This window comes from Pseudomonas sp. zbq_18, assembly GCF_043102245.1.
Taxonomy (GTDB): Bacteria; Pseudomonadota; Gammaproteobacteria; order Pseudomonadales; family Pseudomonadaceae; genus Aquipseudomonas.
On the sequence record NZ_JBICIT010000016.1, the window covers coordinates 56,571 to 74,127 of the forward strand.

Consider the following 17,557-nt stretch of genomic DNA (forward strand, 5'->3'; position numbering starts at 1 on the left):
CGCAGCATCCAGCTCAGTCCAGCTTGAGCACCTTGGCGAGGACGATCTTCGGGCCTTTCATCTTTTTGACGATGATGCGCAGGCCTTCAGTCTCCAGCACCTCGTCCTCGTCGGGCACCCGGTTCAGGGCTTCGTAGATCAGTCCGGCGAGGGTTTCCGCTTCGAGGTGGTCGAGGTCGATGCCGAGCAGGCGTTCGATCTTGAACAGCGGGGTGTCGCCCCTCACCAGCAGGCGCCCCGGCTGGTAGGCCAGTACGCCGCGTTCGGCCTTGTGGTGCTCGTCCTGGATATCGCCGACCAGCACTTCCAGCACGTCTTCCATGGTCAGGAAGCCGACCACCTTGCCGTCGGCCTCCTCGACCAGGGCGAAATGCGCACCGCCCTGGCGGAACTGCTCCAGCAGCGAGGACAGCGGCAGGTGCTTGCTGACCCGCTCGATCGGACGCATCAGCTCGGCGATATTGAATTTCGACGGCAGCATTTCCAGCAGGCTCAGCTGCAGTAACAGGTCCTTGATGTGCAGTACGCCGACGAAGTTGCCTTCGTTCTCGTCATAGACCGGGAAGCGGCTGAACTTGTGGCGGCGGAACAGATTGAACAGCTCGTCGAGCTTGGCGCCGACATCGACGTAGACCAGATCCTCGCGCGAGTTGGCCCAGTCCACCACTTCCAGCTCACCCAGCTCCACGGCCGAGGCCAGCACGCGCATGTCCTGGTCGCTGGGGTCGCGGGCGCGGCTGGAATGCAGGATCAGCTTGAGCTCATCGCGGCTGTAGTGGTGCTCGTGGTGCGGCCCCGGCTCGCCCTGCCCGGCGTAGCGCAGGATGGCGTTGGCGCTGGCGTTGAGCAGGTAGATGGCCGGGTACATCAGCCAGTAGAAGGCGTACAGCGGTGCGGCGGTCCACAGCGACAGCAGTTCGGGCTTGCGGATCGCCCAGGACTTGGGTGCCAGTTCGCCGACCACGATATGCAGGTAGGAAATGATGAAGAAGGCCACGAAGAAAGAGATGCCGTGCACCAGCTTCTGCGACTCGATGCCGAGGGCACTGAGCAGCGGGGTCAAGAGTTCGGCGAAGGCCGGCTCGCCGACCCAGCCAAGGCCGAGCGAGGCCAGGGTGATACCTAGCTGACAGGCCGAGAGGTAGGCATCCAGCTGGCCGTGCACCTTGCGCAGGATGGCCCCGCGCCAGCCGTGTTGTTCGGCGATGGTTTCGACCTTGGTGGCGCGCAACTTGACCATGGCGAACTCGGCCGCCACGAAGAAACCGTTGAGAAGGACTAGGAACAGGGCGAACAGTACGAGACCGAGGTCAGCGAACAGATTGGGGGCGGGGAGACTCGTGGAAGGGTCCATGGAGGGGCTAGGTGGCTAAAGGTCGCACAAGGGTGGCGGCTCTCGCCGCCGCCGTCAATTGCGACGATTGAGCTGTTGCGCCGGGAACTGGCAGGTGAAGGTGCTGCCCTTGCCCGGCACACTGGTGATGTCCAGGCGGGCGCGATGACGCAGCAGGACGTGCTTGACGATGGCCAGGCCGAGGCCGGTACCACCGGTACTGCTGGCGCGGCTGGAGTCGACCCGATAGAAGCGCTCGGTGAGGCGCGGCAGGTGCTTGGCCTCGATGCCGATACCGCTGTCGGCCACGCTGAAATGCCCGCCCTGCTCGTCGCCCCACCAGCGGATGCGGATCTCGCTGTCGTTCGGGCTGTACTTCACGGCATTGAACACCAGGTTGGAGAAGGCGCTGCGCAGTTCGGCCTCGCTGCCCTTGAGGCGTAGTTTGGCGTCGACCTCCAGGCTGATACGGTGGTTGCGATTGCCGGAGAGTGCCTGGGCGTCGTTCTTGATCGACAGCAGCAGCAGGTCGACCGCCACTGGCTGGTTGTCCGAGGGGTAGTCGGTGGCCTCCAGCTTCGCCAGCAGCAGCAGGTCATTGAGCAGGTTCTGCATGCGCGCGCCTTGCTGCTGCATTTGTTGCAGGGCGCGCAGCCAGCGGGGGTTCACCTCTTCAACGTTATCGAGCAGGGTTTCCAGGTAACCGGCGATCACTGTCAGCGGTGTGCGCAGCTCGTGGGAGACGTTGGCGATGAAGTCTTTGCGCATCTGCTCCAGCTGGTGCAGGCGGGTAACGTCGCGGACGAACATCAGGTGTTCGTTGTTGCCGTAGCGGGTGATCTGCATCTGCAGGCGCTGGCGGTCGTCGACCGGCGAGGGTAGCTCGAGGTCTTCCTGGAAGTGGCCGGCCTCGAAGTACTCCTTGAAGCGCGGGTGGCGCACCAGGTTGGTGATCGACTGGCCGCTGTCCTGTGGGGTTTTCAGGCCCAGCAATTGCTCGGCGGCGCGGTTCCACCACTCCAGGTTGCCTTCGTTGTCGAGCATGATCACCGCATCGCGCAGCGCGGCGGTGGACTCCTGCACCCGATCGATCACCGCCTGCAGACGGCCGCGTACGCGCTGGTCGCGGCGTTGCAGGTGGTAGATGTTGTCGAACACCTCGCCCCACAGGCCATAGCCTTCGGGCGGCGCCTCGTCGGGCTGGCGGGTGCGCAGCCACTGGTGCAGACGCAGCAGTTGCTTGATATGCCAGAGCAGATAGGCACCGAGGCCCAGCACCAGGGCCCAGGCGTACTGGCCGCTGATCAGGCCGAGCAGGCCGCAGGCCAGCAGGATAAGCAGCAGGTGGCGCATGACCGCGCCCCGCCAGTTCGAATTCACCTATCGCGTCCTTACTCTGGCTACGCCGGGCTTAGCTTTTGGTGGAGAAACGATACCCGGTGCCGCGCACCGTTTGCACCAGATTCTCGTAGGCCTCGCCGAGCGCCTTGCGCAGGCGGCGGATATGCACGTCGACGGTGCGCTCCTCGACATAGACGTTGCCGCCCCACACCTGGTCGAGCAGCTGGCCACGGGTATAGGCGCGCTCCTGGTGGGTCATGAAGAACTGCAGCAGGCGGTATTCGGTGGGGCCCATCTCGGCCGGCTTGCCGTCGATGGTGACGCGGTGGCTGATCGGGTCGAGCAGCAGACCGCCGACTTCGATCGGCGCCTCGCTGTCGCTGGGGCCGGTGCGGCGCAGCACCGCCTTGAGGCGGGCCACCAGCTCACGCGGCGAGAAGGGCTTGGTGATGTAGTCGTCGGCGCCGACTTCCAGGCCCTGGATCTTGTTGTCTTCTTCGCCCTTGGCCGTGAGCATGATGATCGGGATGTCGTCGGTCAGCTCGTCACGCTTGAGGCGGCGTGCCAGTTCGATACCGCTGGTGCCCGGTAGCATCCAGTCGAGCAGGATCAGGTCCGGCTTGCGGTCCACGATCAGGGCATGCGCCTGCTGGGTGTTCTCCGCCTCCAGGCAATCGTAGCCGGCCATCTCCAGGGCCACTGCGATCATCTCGCGGATGGGGGCTTCGTCGTCAACGATCAGGATGTTCTTGCCAACCATGGGTCGAGCCTCGGGTCGTTCTGTCTGCGCCGCATTAGATAACGGAATTATTGCAGCGATGTGACAGCGGTGCGGCAGTTCTAGCGCAGTGCGTAGTCCACGACGATGCCAAGGAAGATCGCCAGCCCGGCCCAGTGGTTATGCAGGAAGGCGGCGAAACATGCCTGCGGGGCACGTTCGCGGGTGCTCCAGAACTCCCAGGCGAAGCAGGCGGCAGCGACGAACAGGCCGAACAGGAACCAGATACCGAGACCGAAGCGCGTGCCGGCCATGGCCAGGCAGAGCAGGGCCAGACCCTGCAGGGTAAGGATGACGATGCGGTCGGCATCGCCGAACAGGATGGCGGTGGATTTCACGCCGATCTTCAGGTCGTCCTCGCGGTCGGTCATGGCGTAGTAGGTGTCGTAGGCCACCGTCCACAGCAGGTTGGCGATATACAGCAGCCAGGCCTCGGGCGGGGGCAGCTCGCCGGTCACCGCGCTGAAGGCCATTGGCATGCCCCAGCTGAAGGCCGCACCCAGCACCACCTGCGGGTAGTAGGTGTAACGCTTCATGAAGGGGTAGCAGGCGGCCAGGGCCAGGCCGCCGAAGGACAGCAGGATGGTGGTCAGGTTGGTGAACAGCACCAGCACGAAGCTGATGGCCACCAGCACGGCGAACAGGATCAGCGCCTCACGCGGCTGCACCCGGCCGTCGGCCAGCGGGCGGGCCTTGGTGCGTGCCACATGGCCGTCGAAGTGGCGGTCGGCGTAGTCGTTGATCACACAGCCGGCAGCGCGCATCAGCATCACGCCGGCGACGAAGATGAACAACAGCCCGAAGTCCGGCAGGCCCTTGCTGGCGACCCACAAGGCCCAGAGGGTCGGCCACAGCAGCAGATAGATGCCGATGGGTTTTTCCAGGCGCATCAGCTGGATGAAGTCCCAGCTGCGTGGATACAGGCGGTTGAGGGAGAGCAGGAAGGATTGGTACATCGGCGGCCTCCGGGTGAAGTGCGCCGATTATAGGGCCAGGGCTTGCCGCAGGAGTGGGCTCTGCGCGCGAAGCGGGCCAGCCTGCACAAAACGCAGCGCCGTTTCTGTCCTAGACCTGGGCGGCGCGCTCCCAGAAGGCCGGCAGGAAGACTTCGGCCACCAGCACGCCGAGGCCGTCGCGGCGAAAGCACGAGCGTCGTCCCCACAGCTGTTCGGTACGCACCTCGGCCGGCAGCCAGGCGGCAGGGTAGCGACAGACCTGCAACTCACCGCGAGCAAAGGCGCGGTCGCTGAACAGCAACTCGCCGAGCGAGCGGCTGCCCAGCTTGCCCAGGTCGAGGCCGGAGCCCTCCAGCGCCGCGCGCGCCGCCACGCTGCGGGCGAACACCCAGTTGTTGCCGCCGCCCTGCAAAAACACTTCACGCACCCAGCCCTGGCTGCCGCTCGGCACTTGCAGGGCCAGGCATTCGTCCTGGCGCAGGCTCTGCCAGCCCTGGACCAGCGGTTGCACGCTGAAGCGCCCGGCACTGAGGGCGGTCAGCCGACGGGTCAGCGAGTCCTGGCCGAACAGCCAGTCACGCTGCAGGTGCGCAGGGGCGGGGTGCAGTTGCGCGGCGTTCAGCCAGCGCGGCGGATGGGCAAGGGCGGAGGAGGGCACGACAGGGCGCTTCACTGATCGAAAGGCGGCGAGCTTAGCATGCTACCGATGCCGGTCTGCACTTGCGTCACGCGCCACATGCCAGTACAAAGCCTGCTGATTTTTTAGCCAGATAACGCCCGCAGTGGCGTTGTGTGATGAGGTAGAGCATGAAGAAGTGGCAGTGTGTGGTCTGTGGCCTGATCTATGACGAAAGCCTGGGTTGGCCCGACGATGGCATCGCCCCCGGCACCCGCTGGGAGGATGTGCCGGCCGACTGGTTGTGCCCGGACTGCGGTGTCGGCAAGGCCGACTTCGAGATGATCGAAATCGGTTGATCCAGAGCGTTTAACGACAAACGGCGGCCTAAGGTCGCCGTTTGCGTTTGCAGTACTAGCGTACCGGGTTTTTCCAGATTTGGCGGATATGGCGGTTGTTCTGTCTGGAACGCCTTGTTTTTGTCCCGGCAAACCGCCCGCCAGCACTGGCGCAGTCTCGGATGGCGTGCCATTCTCCCTTGGTCTGCCGCAGCGCAGAGCCGTTGCGGCGCCTTTGGCGCTGTTCTGGACGGACAGCACGGACACAACAACAACAAACCGTCAAAGAGGCATCTATGCGCAAACCTGAACTCGCCGCGGCCATTGCCGAAAAGGCTGATCTGACCAAAGACCAGGCCAACCGCGTACTCAACGCCGTGCTCGAAGAAATCACCAGCGCGCTGAACCGCAAGGACAGTGTCACCCTGGTCGGCTTTGGTACCTTCCTGCAGCGCCACCGTGGTGCCCGCACCGGCAAGAACCCGCAAACAGGTGCTCCGGTGAAGATCAAGGCCAGCAACACCGTGGCCTTCAAGCCGGGTAAATCGCTGAAAGACGCCGTCAACTGAGCCAGCTCCGGTCCGGAGCCCCAGGGCTCCGGGCTGCTCCACCCGCGCCAGGCTGCACGATGTAGTCGTTCGCGCAAACCGCTACAATGCGCCGCCGATTCCCCACCCATGAGGCCGCGCGCCATGAAATTCCGTTTTCTTCTCTGGATGCTGGGCCGTCTGATGGCCAAGGCAAGCCGCACTAATGCCGACTTTCAGCAGCAGCTGGAGGGCAAGGAGCTGGTCTTCCAGCTGCATACCCTAGATGGCAAGGTTGCGCGTCATTTCCGGATCAAGGATCAGCGTGTCAGCAGCCACGCTGGTGCCGCCAAGGAACCGGCTTTCGCCATCGGCTTCAAGGATGCCGCCTACGGCTTCGCCACCATGAACGCCAAGAACAAGCAGCTGGCCTTCATGCAGGGTATCCAGAACAAGGACATCCAGATCCAGGGCAACCCGGCACTGGTGATCTGGTTCCAGGGCCTGCTCAAGCACGTGGTGCCGAAGAAGAAAAAGCCCAGCGAGCACAAGAAAGCGGCCTGATTCGCGGCCCGATGGAGTCTCTATCGCTAAGCTTGTTGTTTTGAATGGAAGTCACCCCATGCGCTTGATGACTGCTGTTGCCCTGTTGATTTCGCTGAGCTTTGCGGGGCAGTCGGCTGCGGCCACCCTGGAGCGGGTGCTGGAACTGGCCGGCGTGCAGTTGCTCTGCGAGCAGACCCTGCCGCTGCTGCAGCGTGGCATGAGTGGTGAGCAGCAGCAGGCCCTGGCTGAGCAGTTTCAGGCCAAGCCGCTGTGCGCGGACCTGGCCAAGCAGGTGGCGCCCAAGCTGCAGCCGCAACAGCTGGAGGCCGCGCTGAAGCTGCTCGACAGTCCGCTGGCCAGGCAATTCACCGAAGCCGAGCGCGCCGTGGCCAAGGACGGCGGGTTGGCAGCCTACCGCCTGCAATTGCAGGAGCGCCCCCCGCTGCAGGCACGGCTCGACCTGGTGCGCCGCCTGGACCAGGCGGCGCACACCACCGAGCTGGCGACCCTGCTGCGCTACGAGGTAGGCAAGACCCAGGCGCTGCTGGCACTGCGTGCGCGGGGTGAGGACATCGACGAAAAGATTCTCGCCGAGCAGACTGCCGCTCAGCTACAGCCCCTGCGTGCCTCCAGTGCCAGCGGGGTTGAGGCCTTCATGCTGTACGCCTACCGCAGTACGCCCAGTGCCCAGCTTGGCGAGTACGCGGCGCTCTATGAGCAGCCGGCGCTACGTGCGGTGCTGGAGGCCAGTGCCCAGGCGCTGCCAGCGGTCTTCGCGGCACGGCGGGCCAAACTCAAGTAATGCAAAAGGGGCCGGATGGCCCCTTTTGCCTATGTGGCGTTTAGCCGAAGCTCGAGGATCAGTGCGGGGTGTTGAACTGCGAGGCCAGCTCACGTAGCGCCACTTCGGCCTGCAGCACCTTGTTCAACGCTTCGTCGGCCTTGTCGCGGGTGATGCCCAGGCGTTCGAACAACGCGTCCGGCAACTCGCTCTGCGGGCCGCTGCCGATACCGCGGCTGCGCAGCAGGTTGACCGCCAGGCACACCAGGTTCGGGTAGGCGGCATGGGCGCCTTCGTAGCTGGCGTCGTGCTGGAAGCGCAGGGCGCTGGCCAGTTCTTCCGGCATGTCCCAGAAGCGCATCAGCCAGGCACCGATCTGCTCGCGGGTGATGCCCAGCAGGTGTTGCTCGATATAGCCGGCGGACAGGTGCGGGTTGACCTCCAGATGCCGGCAGATCAGCGAGAAGTGCGGCGGAAAGACATGCGCCAGCACCAGGTAGCCGAAGTTGTGCAGCAGCCCGGCGAGGTAGGTCAGGCCGGCTTCCGGGCGCTGAGCGCGGGGCATGGCGCGGGTCAGGCCCTCGATCACCGCGGCGGTGTAGATCGCCTGCTGCCAGTAGGGCGTGGTCTGCTGCGGTTGGTCCTTGGGCAGGCTCAGGGTCTTGCCCAGGGCCAGGCCGAGGGCCAGGTTGATCACCAGGTCGAAGCCCAGCACGCGGACGATGGCGTCCTCCACCGAACGGATCTTGCCGGGTGCGGCGTAGTAGGGCGAGGCGGCCCAGCTGACCACCTGGGCTGCCAGCGCCGGATCGGTTTCCACGACGCCGGTGATGTCGTCCACGGTGGCGTCCGGATCGACGCGCAGCTTGATGATGCGCTGGGCGGTTTCCGGCAGCGGCGGGATCTCGATGGTTTCTTCCAGGCGCTGCTGGATGCGGCGGGCGGTGAACGCCTGCACGGCCTGGGTGATCTCGGCACGGTCGTCGTCGGGGCGATCGAGGTTGGGGCGGATATCGATGACCGGCTCGCCGAAGCGTGCGGCGCTGGCCTTGGCCAGCAGGATGCTCTTGTAGTGCTCGCTGCCGATTTCCAGTAGCACGCCGGGTTGGCCGGACTCTACCAGCAGGCTGGATTCCTGTAGCAGGCGCTCGTCATACAGGCAGGGCGAGCTGGTCAGCGGCGGCAGACCTGGCAACACGCCGAGGCTGTGCTTGGCCAGCATGCGCTCCATGCGCTCGGGCTTGACGGCGGTGAGCTTGCGTCCGGTCAGTTCGGCCAGACGGTTGAGGTCGAGTAGCTGGCTCTGTGGGAACAGCACCAGCAGGGCGCCGACGGCGTCGTCCAGCAGCACGGCTTGCACCCGCCGCGCCGCTGGCAGCGCCGGGTGATCGGGGCGGACATGGCAGGGAGCACCAAGCTTTTCCAGCAGTTGCAGGATCACCATCGGAGGGCGCGGGGCGGAATCGGGGGCGAGAGCAACTTCGGTCATCGGCAATATCCGGCTGAGAAACAACTGACGGGAGTATAACCAGCGCTGCGCGGGCTTCGCTTTGCCGCCGGACGGGCGACCGGCGGCAGTCTGTGCGCTGGCTCACACTTGACCGTACTGCTGGCCGTGGCGCAGCCAGCGCTCCAGCAGTGGCGCGACATGTTGCGGCCAGCGCTCCAACAGGGCCTGGGCGGCATCGCGCACGGCCGGCAGCAGGTCGGCGTCGCGCATCAGGTCGGCGACCTTGAACTGCAGCAGGCCGGTCTGACGGGTGCCGAGCATTTCGCCAGGCCCGCGTAGTTCCAGGTCCTTTTCGGCGATCACGAAGCCGTCGCAGGTCTCGCGCATGATGCCCAGACGCTCGCGTCCCAGCTGCGACAGCGGCGCGTGGTAGAGCAGCACGCAGTGGCTGGCGGCGCTGCCGCGGCCGACTCGCCCCCGCAGCTGGTGCAGCTGGGCCAGGCCCAGGCGCTCGGGGTTCTCGATGATCATCAGGCTGGCGTTGGGCACGTCGACGCCGACCTCGATCACCGTGGTGGCGACCAGCAGCTGCAGCTCGCCGCGCTTGAATTCATCCATGATCGCGGCCTTCTCGGCCGGCTTCATGCGTCCGTGGATCAGGCCGACGCGCAGCTCGCCGAGGGCGCTGGACAGCTCCTCAAAGCTGGTCTCGGCGGCCTGGCAGGTGAGCTCCTCGGATTCCTCGATCAGGGTGCACACCCAGTACGCCTGGCGCCCTTCGGCGCAGGCGGCGCGGACCCGCTCGACCACCTCGATACGGCGGCTGTCGGCGATCACCAGGGTGTTCACCGGTGTTCGTCCGGGCGGCAGCTCGTCGAGGATCGAGGTGTCCAGGTCGGCGTAGGCGCTCATCGCCAGGGTCCGTGGAATCGGCGTGGCGGTCATGATCAGCTGGTGCGGGCAGAGGCGGCCGTTGATGCCTTTCTGGCGCAGGGCCAGGCGTTGCTGCACGCCGAAACGGTGCTGCTCATCGATGATCGCCAGGGCCAGGTTGCGGAACTGCACTTCGTCCTGGAACAGCGCGTGGGTGCCGACCACCATCGGCGTGCCACTGGCGATCTGCTCCAGGGCGGCGGCACGAGCCTTGCCCTTGAGCTTGCCGGCCAGCCAGGCGACGTCGATGCCCAGCGGCTGCAGCCAGCGGGTGAAGTTGAGGTAGTGCTGCTCGGCGAGAATCTCGGTGGGCGCCATCAGCGCCACCTGGTAGCCGGCCTCCAGCGCCTGCAGGGCGGCGAGCGCGGCGACCACCGTCTTGCCGGCGCCGACATCGCCCTGCACCAGGCGCAGCATGGGCTCGTCCTGGGCCAGGTCATAGGCGATCTCGGCGCCGACGCGCTGCTGCGCGCCAGTGGGGGCGAAGCCCAGGTTGTGCAGGAACTGCTGTGGCAGGCGTTTGGCCGGTGGCAGGCGCGGGGCTTGCTGGGCGCGCACCTGCTCACGCAGGCGTTGCAGCGACAGCTGGTGGGTCAGCAGTTCCTCGAAGGCCAGGCGGTGCTGGGCCCAGTGGCGCCCTTCGGCCAGCTCGTCCAGGTCGGCATCCGGCGGTGGCCGGTGCAGGTAGCGAATGGCCTCGTCCAGCGGGCCGAGCTGGTAGTCGCGGGCCAGCTCCTCGGGCAGCCAGTCCGGCAGGCTGTGCGGGCCGAGACGGGCCAGGGCCTGCTGGCTGAGGGCGCGCAAGCGCTGCTGGGTCAGGCCTTCGGTGGTCGGGTAGATGGGCGTCAGGGTCTGTTCCACCGGCGCCACTTCATCGGCGCCGAGGGCACGGTACTCCGGGTGGTAGATCTCCAGGCCGGAGGCGCCGGGGCGGGCCTCGCCATAGCAGCGCACGTGGGTGCCGCGCTTGAGACCGTCCTTCTGCGTCTGGCTGAAATGGTAGAAGCGCAAGGATAGGGTGCCGCTGCCGTCCTGCAGGCGTACCAGCAGGCTGCGGCGCTTGCCCATGACCACGTCGGCACCGGCGACCACGCCTTCGATCACGGCGTCCTGGCCCGGACGCAGGGCGCCGATCGGCACCACGCGGGTGCGGTCCTGGTAGCGCAGGGGCAGGTGGAACAGTACGTCCTGCAGGGTTTCCAGGCCGACCTTGGCGAGTTTTTCCGCCAGCGCCGCGCCGACTCCCTTGAGCGCGGTGACTGGCACCTGGGCCAGCTCGGTCATGCCGGCAGGGCTTCACCCTGGGGACGGGCGGCCACCGAGCACAGGCGGATCGAGTCGGCGAGGATCTCGATGGCCTTGGGCCGCGGGAAGCTGGCGCGCCAGGCGATGGCCACGGTGCGGTAGGGCGCCGGCGCGGTCAGCGGGCGGATCTCGATCACGCCCGGGGCGTAGTGGTGGCTGTCCACGGCGGTGAACGGCAGGATGGAGATGCCCAGGCCCGAGGCAACCATGTGGCGGATGGTTTCCAGCGAGCTGGATTCCACGGTGGTGTGCTTGGCGCTGTCTTCGCCGCCCTTGCGCAGCGAAGGGCAGGCTTCCAGTACCTGGTCGCGGAAGCAGTGACCCTCGCCGAGCAGCAGCAGGCTCTTGTCGTTGAGCATTTCCTTGTCGATGGTGTCCAGCTTGGCCCAGGGGTGGCCGGCCGGCAGCAGGGCGAAGAACGGCTCGTCGTACAGCGGCTTGGTCAGCACGTCGGCTTCCTGGAACGGCAGGGCGATGATGATGGCGTCCAGCTCGCCGGTGCGCAGCTTGTCGCGCAGCACGTGGGTGAAGTTCTCTTCGATATACAGCGGCATGTCCGGGGCGACTCGGTGCAGCTGCGGGATCAGGTGCGGGAACAGGTAGGGACCGACGGTGTAGATGGCACCAATCTTCAGCGGCGCGGCCAGCTGGTTCTTGCCGGCCTGGGCCAGCTCGCGGATGCCCTGGGCTTGCTCCAGTACCTTTTGCGCCTGGGTGACGATGCCCTCGCCGACCGGGGTCAGGCGCACCGCGCTCTTGCTGCGCTCGAAGATCAGTACGCCGAGCTCGTCTTCCAGCTTCTTCACGCCCACCGACAGGGTCGGCTGGCTGACGTGGCAGCGTTCGGCGGCGCGGCCGAAGTGCTGTTCCTGGGCGAGGGTGACGATGTAGCGCAGTTCGGTGAGGGTCATAGTTTTAGTCCATTGAGATGCGCTCAAGCATAGCCGCTGTCTTCAATGGAACCAACTGCCCCGCGCGCCGAGTCGCGGGGCACTCGTCGACCTGGGGCGCTAGCGGCGCTCCAGGGAATAGACGAAGGGGGCGACGATCTCCAGCTGGCCGTTCTGCAGCATGTCCGCCGGCGGCGCCGGCAGCGGCTGGGCGCGGCGGATCATCTCCAGGGTGGCGCGGTCCAGCGAGGCGCTGCCGGATTTGCCGACCAGCGCGTAGGACAGCACCTTGCCGTTGCCGTCGAGCACGAAGCGCAGGCGATTGACCCCTTCGAAGCCACGGCGGCGGGCATCTTCCGGGTAGCGCTTGTACTTCGCCAGGTGGCCGAGCAGCTTGCTCTGCCAGCTGACCTGGGCCTTGGTCGGTGCGCTGACCGGCGCCTTCTGCGGTGCGGCGGCCTTCTCGTCGCGGGCGGCCACGGGGGCGGGCTCCTGCGGCGGCTTGACCTCCGGCTCCGGCGGCTTGGGTTGCGGCGGTTTCGGCTTGGGCTGCGGCTTGGGCTTGACGATGGCGATCTTCGGTTTCGGCGCCTCGACCACTTTCGGCAGCTCCGGCACGTCCGGCTCGACCACCGGCTGCGGCGGCGGTGGCGGCGGCTCGACCGGTGCCAGCAGCGGCTCCAGCTCGATCATCATGGCCGCCGGTGGTGGTGCCATGGGTGTCAGCTTGGGCTTGAGCTGAGTGATCAGGTACAGGCCGACGTGGGCGGCGATGACCACCAGCAGAGCGAGCGCCCAGTACGGCAGGCGGCGTGTGAGGGTCATTGCGCGCCGACCGTTTCCAGGCCCACCAGGCCGATCTTCAGGTAGCCGGCGCCGCGCAGGTTGTCCATGACCTGCATCAGGTCGCCGTATTCCACGCCCTTGTCGCCGCGGACGAAGATGGTCTTGTCCTTGTCGCCGGCCGTGCGCTTGTCCAGCACGCTACCGAGCAGCACCGGGTCGACCTGCTCGTTGTCCAGGAACAGGCTGTTGTCTTCCTTGATGCTCAGGTAGATCGGCTTGTCCGGGCGCGGCGCCGGCTTGGCGGTGGAGGCCGGCAGGTCGATCTTCACATCCACCGTGGCCAGGGGCGCGGCGACCATGAAGATGATCAGCAGCACCAGCATCACGTCGATGAAGGGAGTGACGTTGATCTCGTGGTTTTCCTGAAGATCGTCGCCGCCCTCGTTGAGATGCAGACCCATGGCTCAGACCACCTTGGCCACGTGGGGTGGCTGGCTGCGTTCGGCGGTGCTCGGCAGGTCGAGGTCGCGGCTGACCAGCAGCAGCACCTGAGCCGAGGCGTCGGCGACCTGGGCCTTGTAGCCGGTGATGGAGCGGGCGAAGATGTTGTAGATGACCACCGCCGGAATCGCCGCGACCAGGCCCAGGGCCGTGGCCAGCAGGGCTTCGGCGATACCGGGGGCGACCACGGCGAGGTTGGTGGTCTGCGACGTGGCGATGCCGATGAAGCTGTTCATGATGCCCCACACGGTGCCGAACAGGCCGACGAAGGGTGCAGTGGAACCGATGGTGGCGAGCACGCCGGTGCCCTGGCTCATGCTGCGGCCGCTGGCGGCGACCAGGCGTTCCAGGCGGAAGCTGACGCGCTCCTTGATGCCTTCCTTGTCCTTGCTGCTGGCGGACAGGCGCAGCTCGTCGCGGGCGTCCTCGATCAGCAGGCTGCTGAAGCTGTGCTTGGCGCGTGCCTGCTCGGCGGCCTGGACCAGGCTGCGTGCGCCTTTCAGTTCGGGCACTTCGCGGCGCAGGCGGCGGCGGGCGATGAGCAGCTCCAGGCCCTTGGCGATCCCCACAGTCCAGGTCAGGATCGAGGCCAGTACCAGGCCAATCATCACGCTTTTCACCACGATATCGGCATTGCGGTACATGCCCATGGGCGAGAGGTCGTGCAGCAGGGTCTCGTCTTCTGTCAGCACGGCTTCGTTTGCCAGCAGGCTGTTCAGATCCTGTTCCAGGGTGGCGGCGTTGTTCAGGGCCTGCAGGGTCTTGGTGATTTCTTCCGCGGAGGCGCCGGTTTCCGTCAGGTGCTCCCGGGCGGCTTCGCGCAGCTGTTCGGCAGTAGCCTGCGGGCCGAGGGCCTGCAGTTTTTGCAGCAGGGCGTCCTGTTGCGACTGCGCGGTGGCGGGTGGCGTCTGCTCGCTGCTGGCGGCTACAGCAGCTGCTGCTTCCGGTGTGGCCAGGGCAGCTTCCTCGGCGAAGGCGCCGAACGGCAGCAGCAAGCCCAGCAGGATGGCGGCGAGTGTCAGTCGAGGGGCGGGAGTGGGCTGGGCGCGGAGGGCGTTAGGGTTCATGCTGGCCGGACCTGGTAGTAGAGAGGCCTGTCCCGGATCTGGGGCAGGTTGAAGGTGCGGCATTATTGCAATTAATTCTTGTTTATGAAAGTAACGATGTAACATTTTCACCGGTAGAGCTCCCTCGGAACAGGAACAACGATGACTCAACACACTTTGCTGATCGCCGGTTGTGGCGATGTGGGCAGCCGGCTCGGTGAGCGCATGAGCGCGCTGGGCTGGCAGGTCTATGGCCTGCGCCGTGATGTATCCCGCCTGCCGGCCACCATTGTGCCGGTGGCCGGCGACCTGCAGCAGCCAAGCTGCCCGGCGGCCTGGCCGCAGGAGCCGCTGGATTATCTGGTGTACTGCGCGGCAGCCAGCCAGCATGACGAGGCAGGCTATCGCCGTGCCTATGTCGACGGCTTGCGTCATGCGCTGGCTTGGCTGACCGAGCATGGGCAGCGGCCGCGGCGCCTGTTGTTCGTCTCCAGTACGGGCGTGTATGCCCAGCAGGGTGGCGAGTGGGTGGACGAAACCTCACCTGCCACAGCCGAGAGCTATTCCGGACGGATCATGCGCGAAGCGGAGCAGGTGGCGCTGGACAGTTCCATACCGGCGACGCGGGTGCGCCTGGCCGGCATCTACGGGCCGGGCCGCGAATGGCTGCTGGGCCAGGTGCGCCAGGGCTTCCGCGTGGCAACCGAGCCACCTTTGTATGGCAACCGCATCCATGCCGACGATGCCGCCGGCCTGCTGGGCTTTTTGCTGCAGGCGGATGTGTCGGGGCATGTGTTGGAAGACTGTTATATCGGGGTGGATGACGAACCCGCGCCGCTGCATGAGGTGGTTGGCTGGCTGCGCGAGCAACTCGAGGTCACGCATTGGGCCGAGCAGCAGAGCGTGCGCCGCGCCGGCAGCAAACGCTGCCGCAACGCGCGTGTCCGTGAACTGGGGTGGGCGCCCCGGTATCCGAGTTATCGCGAGGGCTATGCCTCTATCCTGGCCGGGCAGAGCTAGGCGGAGCACTCACTTGCATCGGTGGGTGATCAAAGGGCGTCACTGGGCCTATACTTGTTGTACATAAATGTGTTCTTGTACAACTTTGCTCGCTTCTGAGCTTCTGCCAGGTAGATGTCGTCATGAGCCAGTCCGCCTTCAATCTCGCTGCCCATTACCGCAAAGCCGACCGCATCATGCTTGGCGTGCTCTGGCTGATGTTCCTTTATTCGCTCGGCCTGGCCGCCTGGCACGGTACCTGGGCGCAAGCACTGCTGGTCGGCGGTGGGACCGCGCTGGTGCTGACCCTGCTCAATGCGCTGGTCGGGGGCAGCCGCCTGATGCGCTGCTGCGTGGCGGTGGCGTTCATGGTGATGTCGGCGCTGCACATCAACCAGAGCGGCGGGGTGCTGGAGATGCACTTTGGCATCTTCGTGCTGCTGGCCTTCCTGGTCTATTACCGCGACTGGCTGCCCATCGTGATAGCAGCGGGCGTGATCGCCGTGCATCACCTGAGCTTCTTTGCCCTGCAGCAACAAGGCGTGGGCGTTTTTGTGGTGCCGCAGGGCAGTTGGCCGATCATCTTCCTGCATGCCTTCTACGTGGTGCTGGAGAGCGCAATCCTCATCTACCTGGCGCGTCAGGCCTATGCCGAGGCACGCGAGGGCGAGGCGCTGATGCAGGTGGTGGCGGGCATCACTGCGCAGGACGAACGCATCGACCTGCGCCTGCGGGCCCGGACCAGTGGGCCGGTGGTGGAGCGTTTCGATCACTTCCTCGCCCAACTGGAAGAGTTGGTGGCCGAGGTGCTGGCCGATACACAGGGGCTGGCCGCAACCGGCGACAGTCTGAGGCAGGCGACCCAGCACCTGCGCCAGGGCTCCTCGCTCCAGCTGGAGGAGATCTCGCACATGGCGGGCACCATGCAGGAAATGAGCACCGCCATCGATGCCGTCGCCAGCCACGCGCAACAGGCTGCCGGTGCGACGCAGGAGGCCACGGCCAAGGCTGTGGAGGGCCGCGCAGCGGTGACCCAGAGTGCCGGCGAAATCGCCAGCCTGGCCGAGCTGATCGACGGCACGGGTCAGGAGGTGCAGGCGCTGGCCGAACAGTCGCAGCAGATCGGCCGGGTGCTGGAGGTTATCCGCGCCATCGCCGAGCAGACCAACCTGCTGGCGCTCAATGCTGCCATCGAGGCGGCCCGGGCTGGCGAGCAGGGTCGCGGGTTCGCCGTGGTGGCCGACGAGGTGCGTAACCTGGCGCAGAAAACCGCCGCGTCCACCGCGGAAATCCAGGACATCATCGGCCGTCTGCAACAGAGCAGCCGTCAGGCTGCCAGTGCCATGCAGGACAGCCAGCAGGCAGTGACGCGTTGCGTGGCCGACAGCCACCGGGCCGGCGAGTTGCTGCTGGCCATCGTCGCCGAGATCGAGGCCGTCAGCCAGATGAGTGGGTTGATCGCCGCGGCGACCCATGAGCAGGCCAGTGCCAGTGGCGAGGTCAGCCGCTACTTGGCTGGCGTACAGCAGGTGGCCGAGCGCAATGCCGAGAATGCCGAGGTGCTGGATGGCGACAGCCAGCGACTGCGTGAACTGGCGCGCAAGCTGGGCGAGTTGAGCCGGCGCTTTGTGGTGGCTTAGGTGGCTGGCGCCGGTAGCTGGATGGCTGATTCGCCGGCTATCTGGCCCTGCGTGTCATAGCGCTGCTCGACCAGCGTCACGCCGCCGCAGCTATCGAGTAGCAGTGCGTTGCTGGAGCAGGTACCGTAGCCGGGGCCAACGATGAACATGCTCGACAGCAGCTGTTCCCAGTCGAGGCCGATACCGGTGTCCGGCAGCAGCGACCGTGGCGGTTGCTGGCGGTCACGCATCAGCGCCAGCAGCTGCTGCGGCTGTGGATTGTTCAGGGCTGCCGCGAGTTTTTCGCTGGCGCGCAGCACCTTGGGCCAGGGCGTATCCAGCTCGGCGTTGGACAGGCCGTAGAGGCCGGCTTGCAGGCGCCTGGCCTGGCCTTCCTTGGAGTTGAAGTAGTACAGCGCCTGGCGGTCGCCCAGCAGCAGATTGAAGCCGCTGTACAGATCCAGGCGCGCGTGCAGCTCGGCGAGAAAGGTCTCGGCATCCCGCTCACCACGCAGGAACTCGACCGCCAGTTCGCCCCGCGAGTGAAGCCCCTTGGCCTGATGCGGGTCGCGGATGTTGGTCAGGGCGGCGAAGCGGCCCTTGCGGTTCACCCCCAGCCAGGTGCCGCCGGCCTGCAGGTCGCGGCCGGCGAACAGGCCGGGCATGTCCGACCATTCGCCGAGTGGCAGGCTGCTGCGGGCATAGAATTCGTCGCGGTTGGCGGCCAGTACCAGCGGCAGGGCGTGGTCAGGGCGCCAGGCGAAGACGATCAGGCACATGGGGGCTCCAGATCCGGCGGGCGTGAGCGCAGT

The 17,557-nt window shown here is 66.2% G+C and carries 18 protein-coding genes; 6 read left to right on the top strand and 12 right to left on the bottom strand.

All coding sequences use genetic code 11. The annotated features are described in order from the left end of the window. Positions 1-13: 13 nt before the first annotated feature. The 5 genes from ACF8C6_RS12855 to ACF8C6_RS12875 form a co-directional block, all read right to left on the bottom strand. The gene (locus ACF8C6_RS12855; protein WP_277689700.1) at positions 14-1,354 is read right to left on the bottom strand and encodes a hemolysin family protein; all 1,341 of its coding nucleotides are present in this window, start codon (positions 1,352-1,354) and stop codon (positions 14-16) included. A gap of 54 nt (positions 1,355-1,408) precedes the next feature. Continuing rightward, positions 1,409-2,686, bottom strand: a complete 1,278-nt coding sequence (gene phoR, locus ACF8C6_RS12860) for a phosphate regulon sensor histidine kinase PhoR (RefSeq protein WP_392499759.1) — start codon at positions 2,684-2,686, stop codon at positions 1,409-1,411. A gap of 58 nt (positions 2,687-2,744) precedes the next feature. Beyond that, entirely contained in the window at positions 2,745-3,434 is a 690-nt protein-coding gene (gene phoB, locus ACF8C6_RS12865; protein ID WP_068827619.1) for a phosphate regulon transcriptional regulator PhoB, read from the bottom strand. A gap of 80 nt (positions 3,435-3,514) precedes the next feature. After that, positions 3,515-4,408 carry a 4-hydroxybenzoate octaprenyltransferase gene (gene ubiA, locus ACF8C6_RS12870; RefSeq protein ID WP_392499654.1) on the bottom strand — a complete coding sequence of 298 codons (894 nt, stop codon included), beginning with the start codon at positions 4,406-4,408 and terminating at the stop codon, positions 3,515-3,517. A 109-nt stretch (positions 4,409-4,517) separates the two neighbouring features. After that, positions 4,518-5,066: a chorismate--pyruvate lyase family protein gene (locus ACF8C6_RS12875; RefSeq protein WP_392499655.1), complete on the bottom strand. Its 549-nt coding sequence runs from the start codon at positions 5,064-5,066 to the stop codon at positions 4,518-4,520. Positions 5,067-5,215: 149 nt separating this feature from the next. On the opposite strand from ACF8C6_RS12875, the gene ACF8C6_RS12880 reads away from it, so the two are divergent. The 4 genes from ACF8C6_RS12880 to ACF8C6_RS12895 all read left to right on the top strand — a co-directional run bounded on the left by ACF8C6_RS12880 (position 5,216) and on the right by ACF8C6_RS12895 (position 7,237). Then, the gene (locus ACF8C6_RS12880; RefSeq protein WP_277689697.1) at positions 5,216-5,383 is read left to right on the top strand and encodes a rubredoxin; all 168 of its coding nucleotides are present in this window, start codon (positions 5,216-5,218) and stop codon (positions 5,381-5,383) included. A 275-nt stretch (positions 5,384-5,658) separates the two neighbouring features. Next, a complete protein-coding gene (locus tag ACF8C6_RS12885; RefSeq protein ID WP_043307679.1) occupies positions 5,659-5,931 on the top strand; it encodes an HU family DNA-binding protein in 273 nt (90 codons plus the stop codon). Between the two features lie 123 nt (positions 5,932-6,054). After that, entirely contained in the window at positions 6,055-6,453 is a 399-nt protein-coding gene (locus tag ACF8C6_RS12890; RefSeq protein WP_392499656.1) for an SCP2 sterol-binding domain-containing protein, read from the top strand. 58 nt (positions 6,454-6,511) lie between these two features. Further along, complete coding sequence (locus tag ACF8C6_RS12895) at positions 6,512-7,237, top strand: hypothetical protein (RefSeq protein ID WP_392499657.1); 726 nt, start codon at positions 6,512-6,514, stop codon at positions 7,235-7,237. Positions 7,238-7,295: 58 nt separating this feature from the next. On the opposite strand, the gene ACF8C6_RS12900 is transcribed toward ACF8C6_RS12895, so the two are convergent. From ACF8C6_RS12900 to exbB, 6 genes are all read right to left on the bottom strand, one after another. After that, positions 7,296-8,705: an aminoacyl-tRNA deacylase and HDOD domain-containing protein gene (locus ACF8C6_RS12900; RefSeq protein WP_392499658.1), complete on the bottom strand. Its 1,410-nt coding sequence runs from the start codon at positions 8,703-8,705 to the stop codon at positions 7,296-7,298. Between the two features lie 102 nt (positions 8,706-8,807). After that, the gene (recG, locus tag ACF8C6_RS12905; protein ID WP_392499659.1) at positions 8,808-10,883 is read right to left on the bottom strand and encodes an ATP-dependent DNA helicase RecG; all 2,076 of its coding nucleotides are present in this window, start codon (positions 10,881-10,883) and stop codon (positions 8,808-8,810) included. Continuing rightward, positions 10,880-11,815: a hydrogen peroxide-inducible genes activator gene (locus ACF8C6_RS12910; protein ID WP_392499660.1), complete on the bottom strand. Its 936-nt coding sequence runs from the start codon at positions 11,813-11,815 to the stop codon at positions 10,880-10,882. Before ACF8C6_RS12910 ends, recG begins: the two co-directional genes overlap by 4 nt. A 99-nt stretch (positions 11,816-11,914) precedes the next feature. Beyond that, the gene (locus ACF8C6_RS12915; protein WP_392499661.1) at positions 11,915-12,619 is read right to left on the bottom strand and encodes an energy transducer TonB; all 705 of its coding nucleotides are present in this window, start codon (positions 12,617-12,619) and stop codon (positions 11,915-11,917) included. Beyond that, on the bottom strand, positions 12,616-13,041 hold the full coding sequence (exbD, locus tag ACF8C6_RS12920) for a TonB system transport protein ExbD (protein ID WP_392499662.1): 426 nt from the start codon (positions 13,039-13,041) through the stop codon (positions 12,616-12,618). Before exbD ends, ACF8C6_RS12915 begins: the two co-directional genes overlap by 4 nt. A gap of 3 nt (positions 13,042-13,044) precedes the next feature. Next, entirely contained in the window at positions 13,045-14,148 is a 1,104-nt protein-coding gene (exbB, locus tag ACF8C6_RS12925; protein ID WP_392499663.1) for a tonB-system energizer ExbB, read from the bottom strand. A gap of 141 nt (positions 14,149-14,289) precedes the next feature. Between exbB and ACF8C6_RS12930 the strand changes: the two genes are divergently transcribed. Then, positions 14,290-15,147, top strand: a complete 858-nt coding sequence (locus ACF8C6_RS12930; RefSeq protein ID WP_392499664.1) for an SDR family oxidoreductase — start codon at positions 14,290-14,292, stop codon at positions 15,145-15,147. 122 nt (positions 15,148-15,269) lie between these two features. Further along, on the top strand, positions 15,270-16,766 hold the full coding sequence (locus ACF8C6_RS12935; protein WP_392499665.1) for a methyl-accepting chemotaxis protein: 1,497 nt from the start codon (positions 15,270-15,272) through the stop codon (positions 16,764-16,766). Here ACF8C6_RS12935 and ACF8C6_RS12940 read toward each other — a convergent pair. After that, positions 16,763-17,524, bottom strand: coding sequence for an NRDE family protein (locus ACF8C6_RS12940; protein WP_392499666.1), 762 nt, complete (start codon positions 17,522-17,524; stop codon positions 16,763-16,765). The two genes, ACF8C6_RS12935 and ACF8C6_RS12940, sit on opposite strands and share 4 nt — an antisense overlap. Between the last annotated feature and the right edge of the window lie 33 nt (positions 17,525-17,557).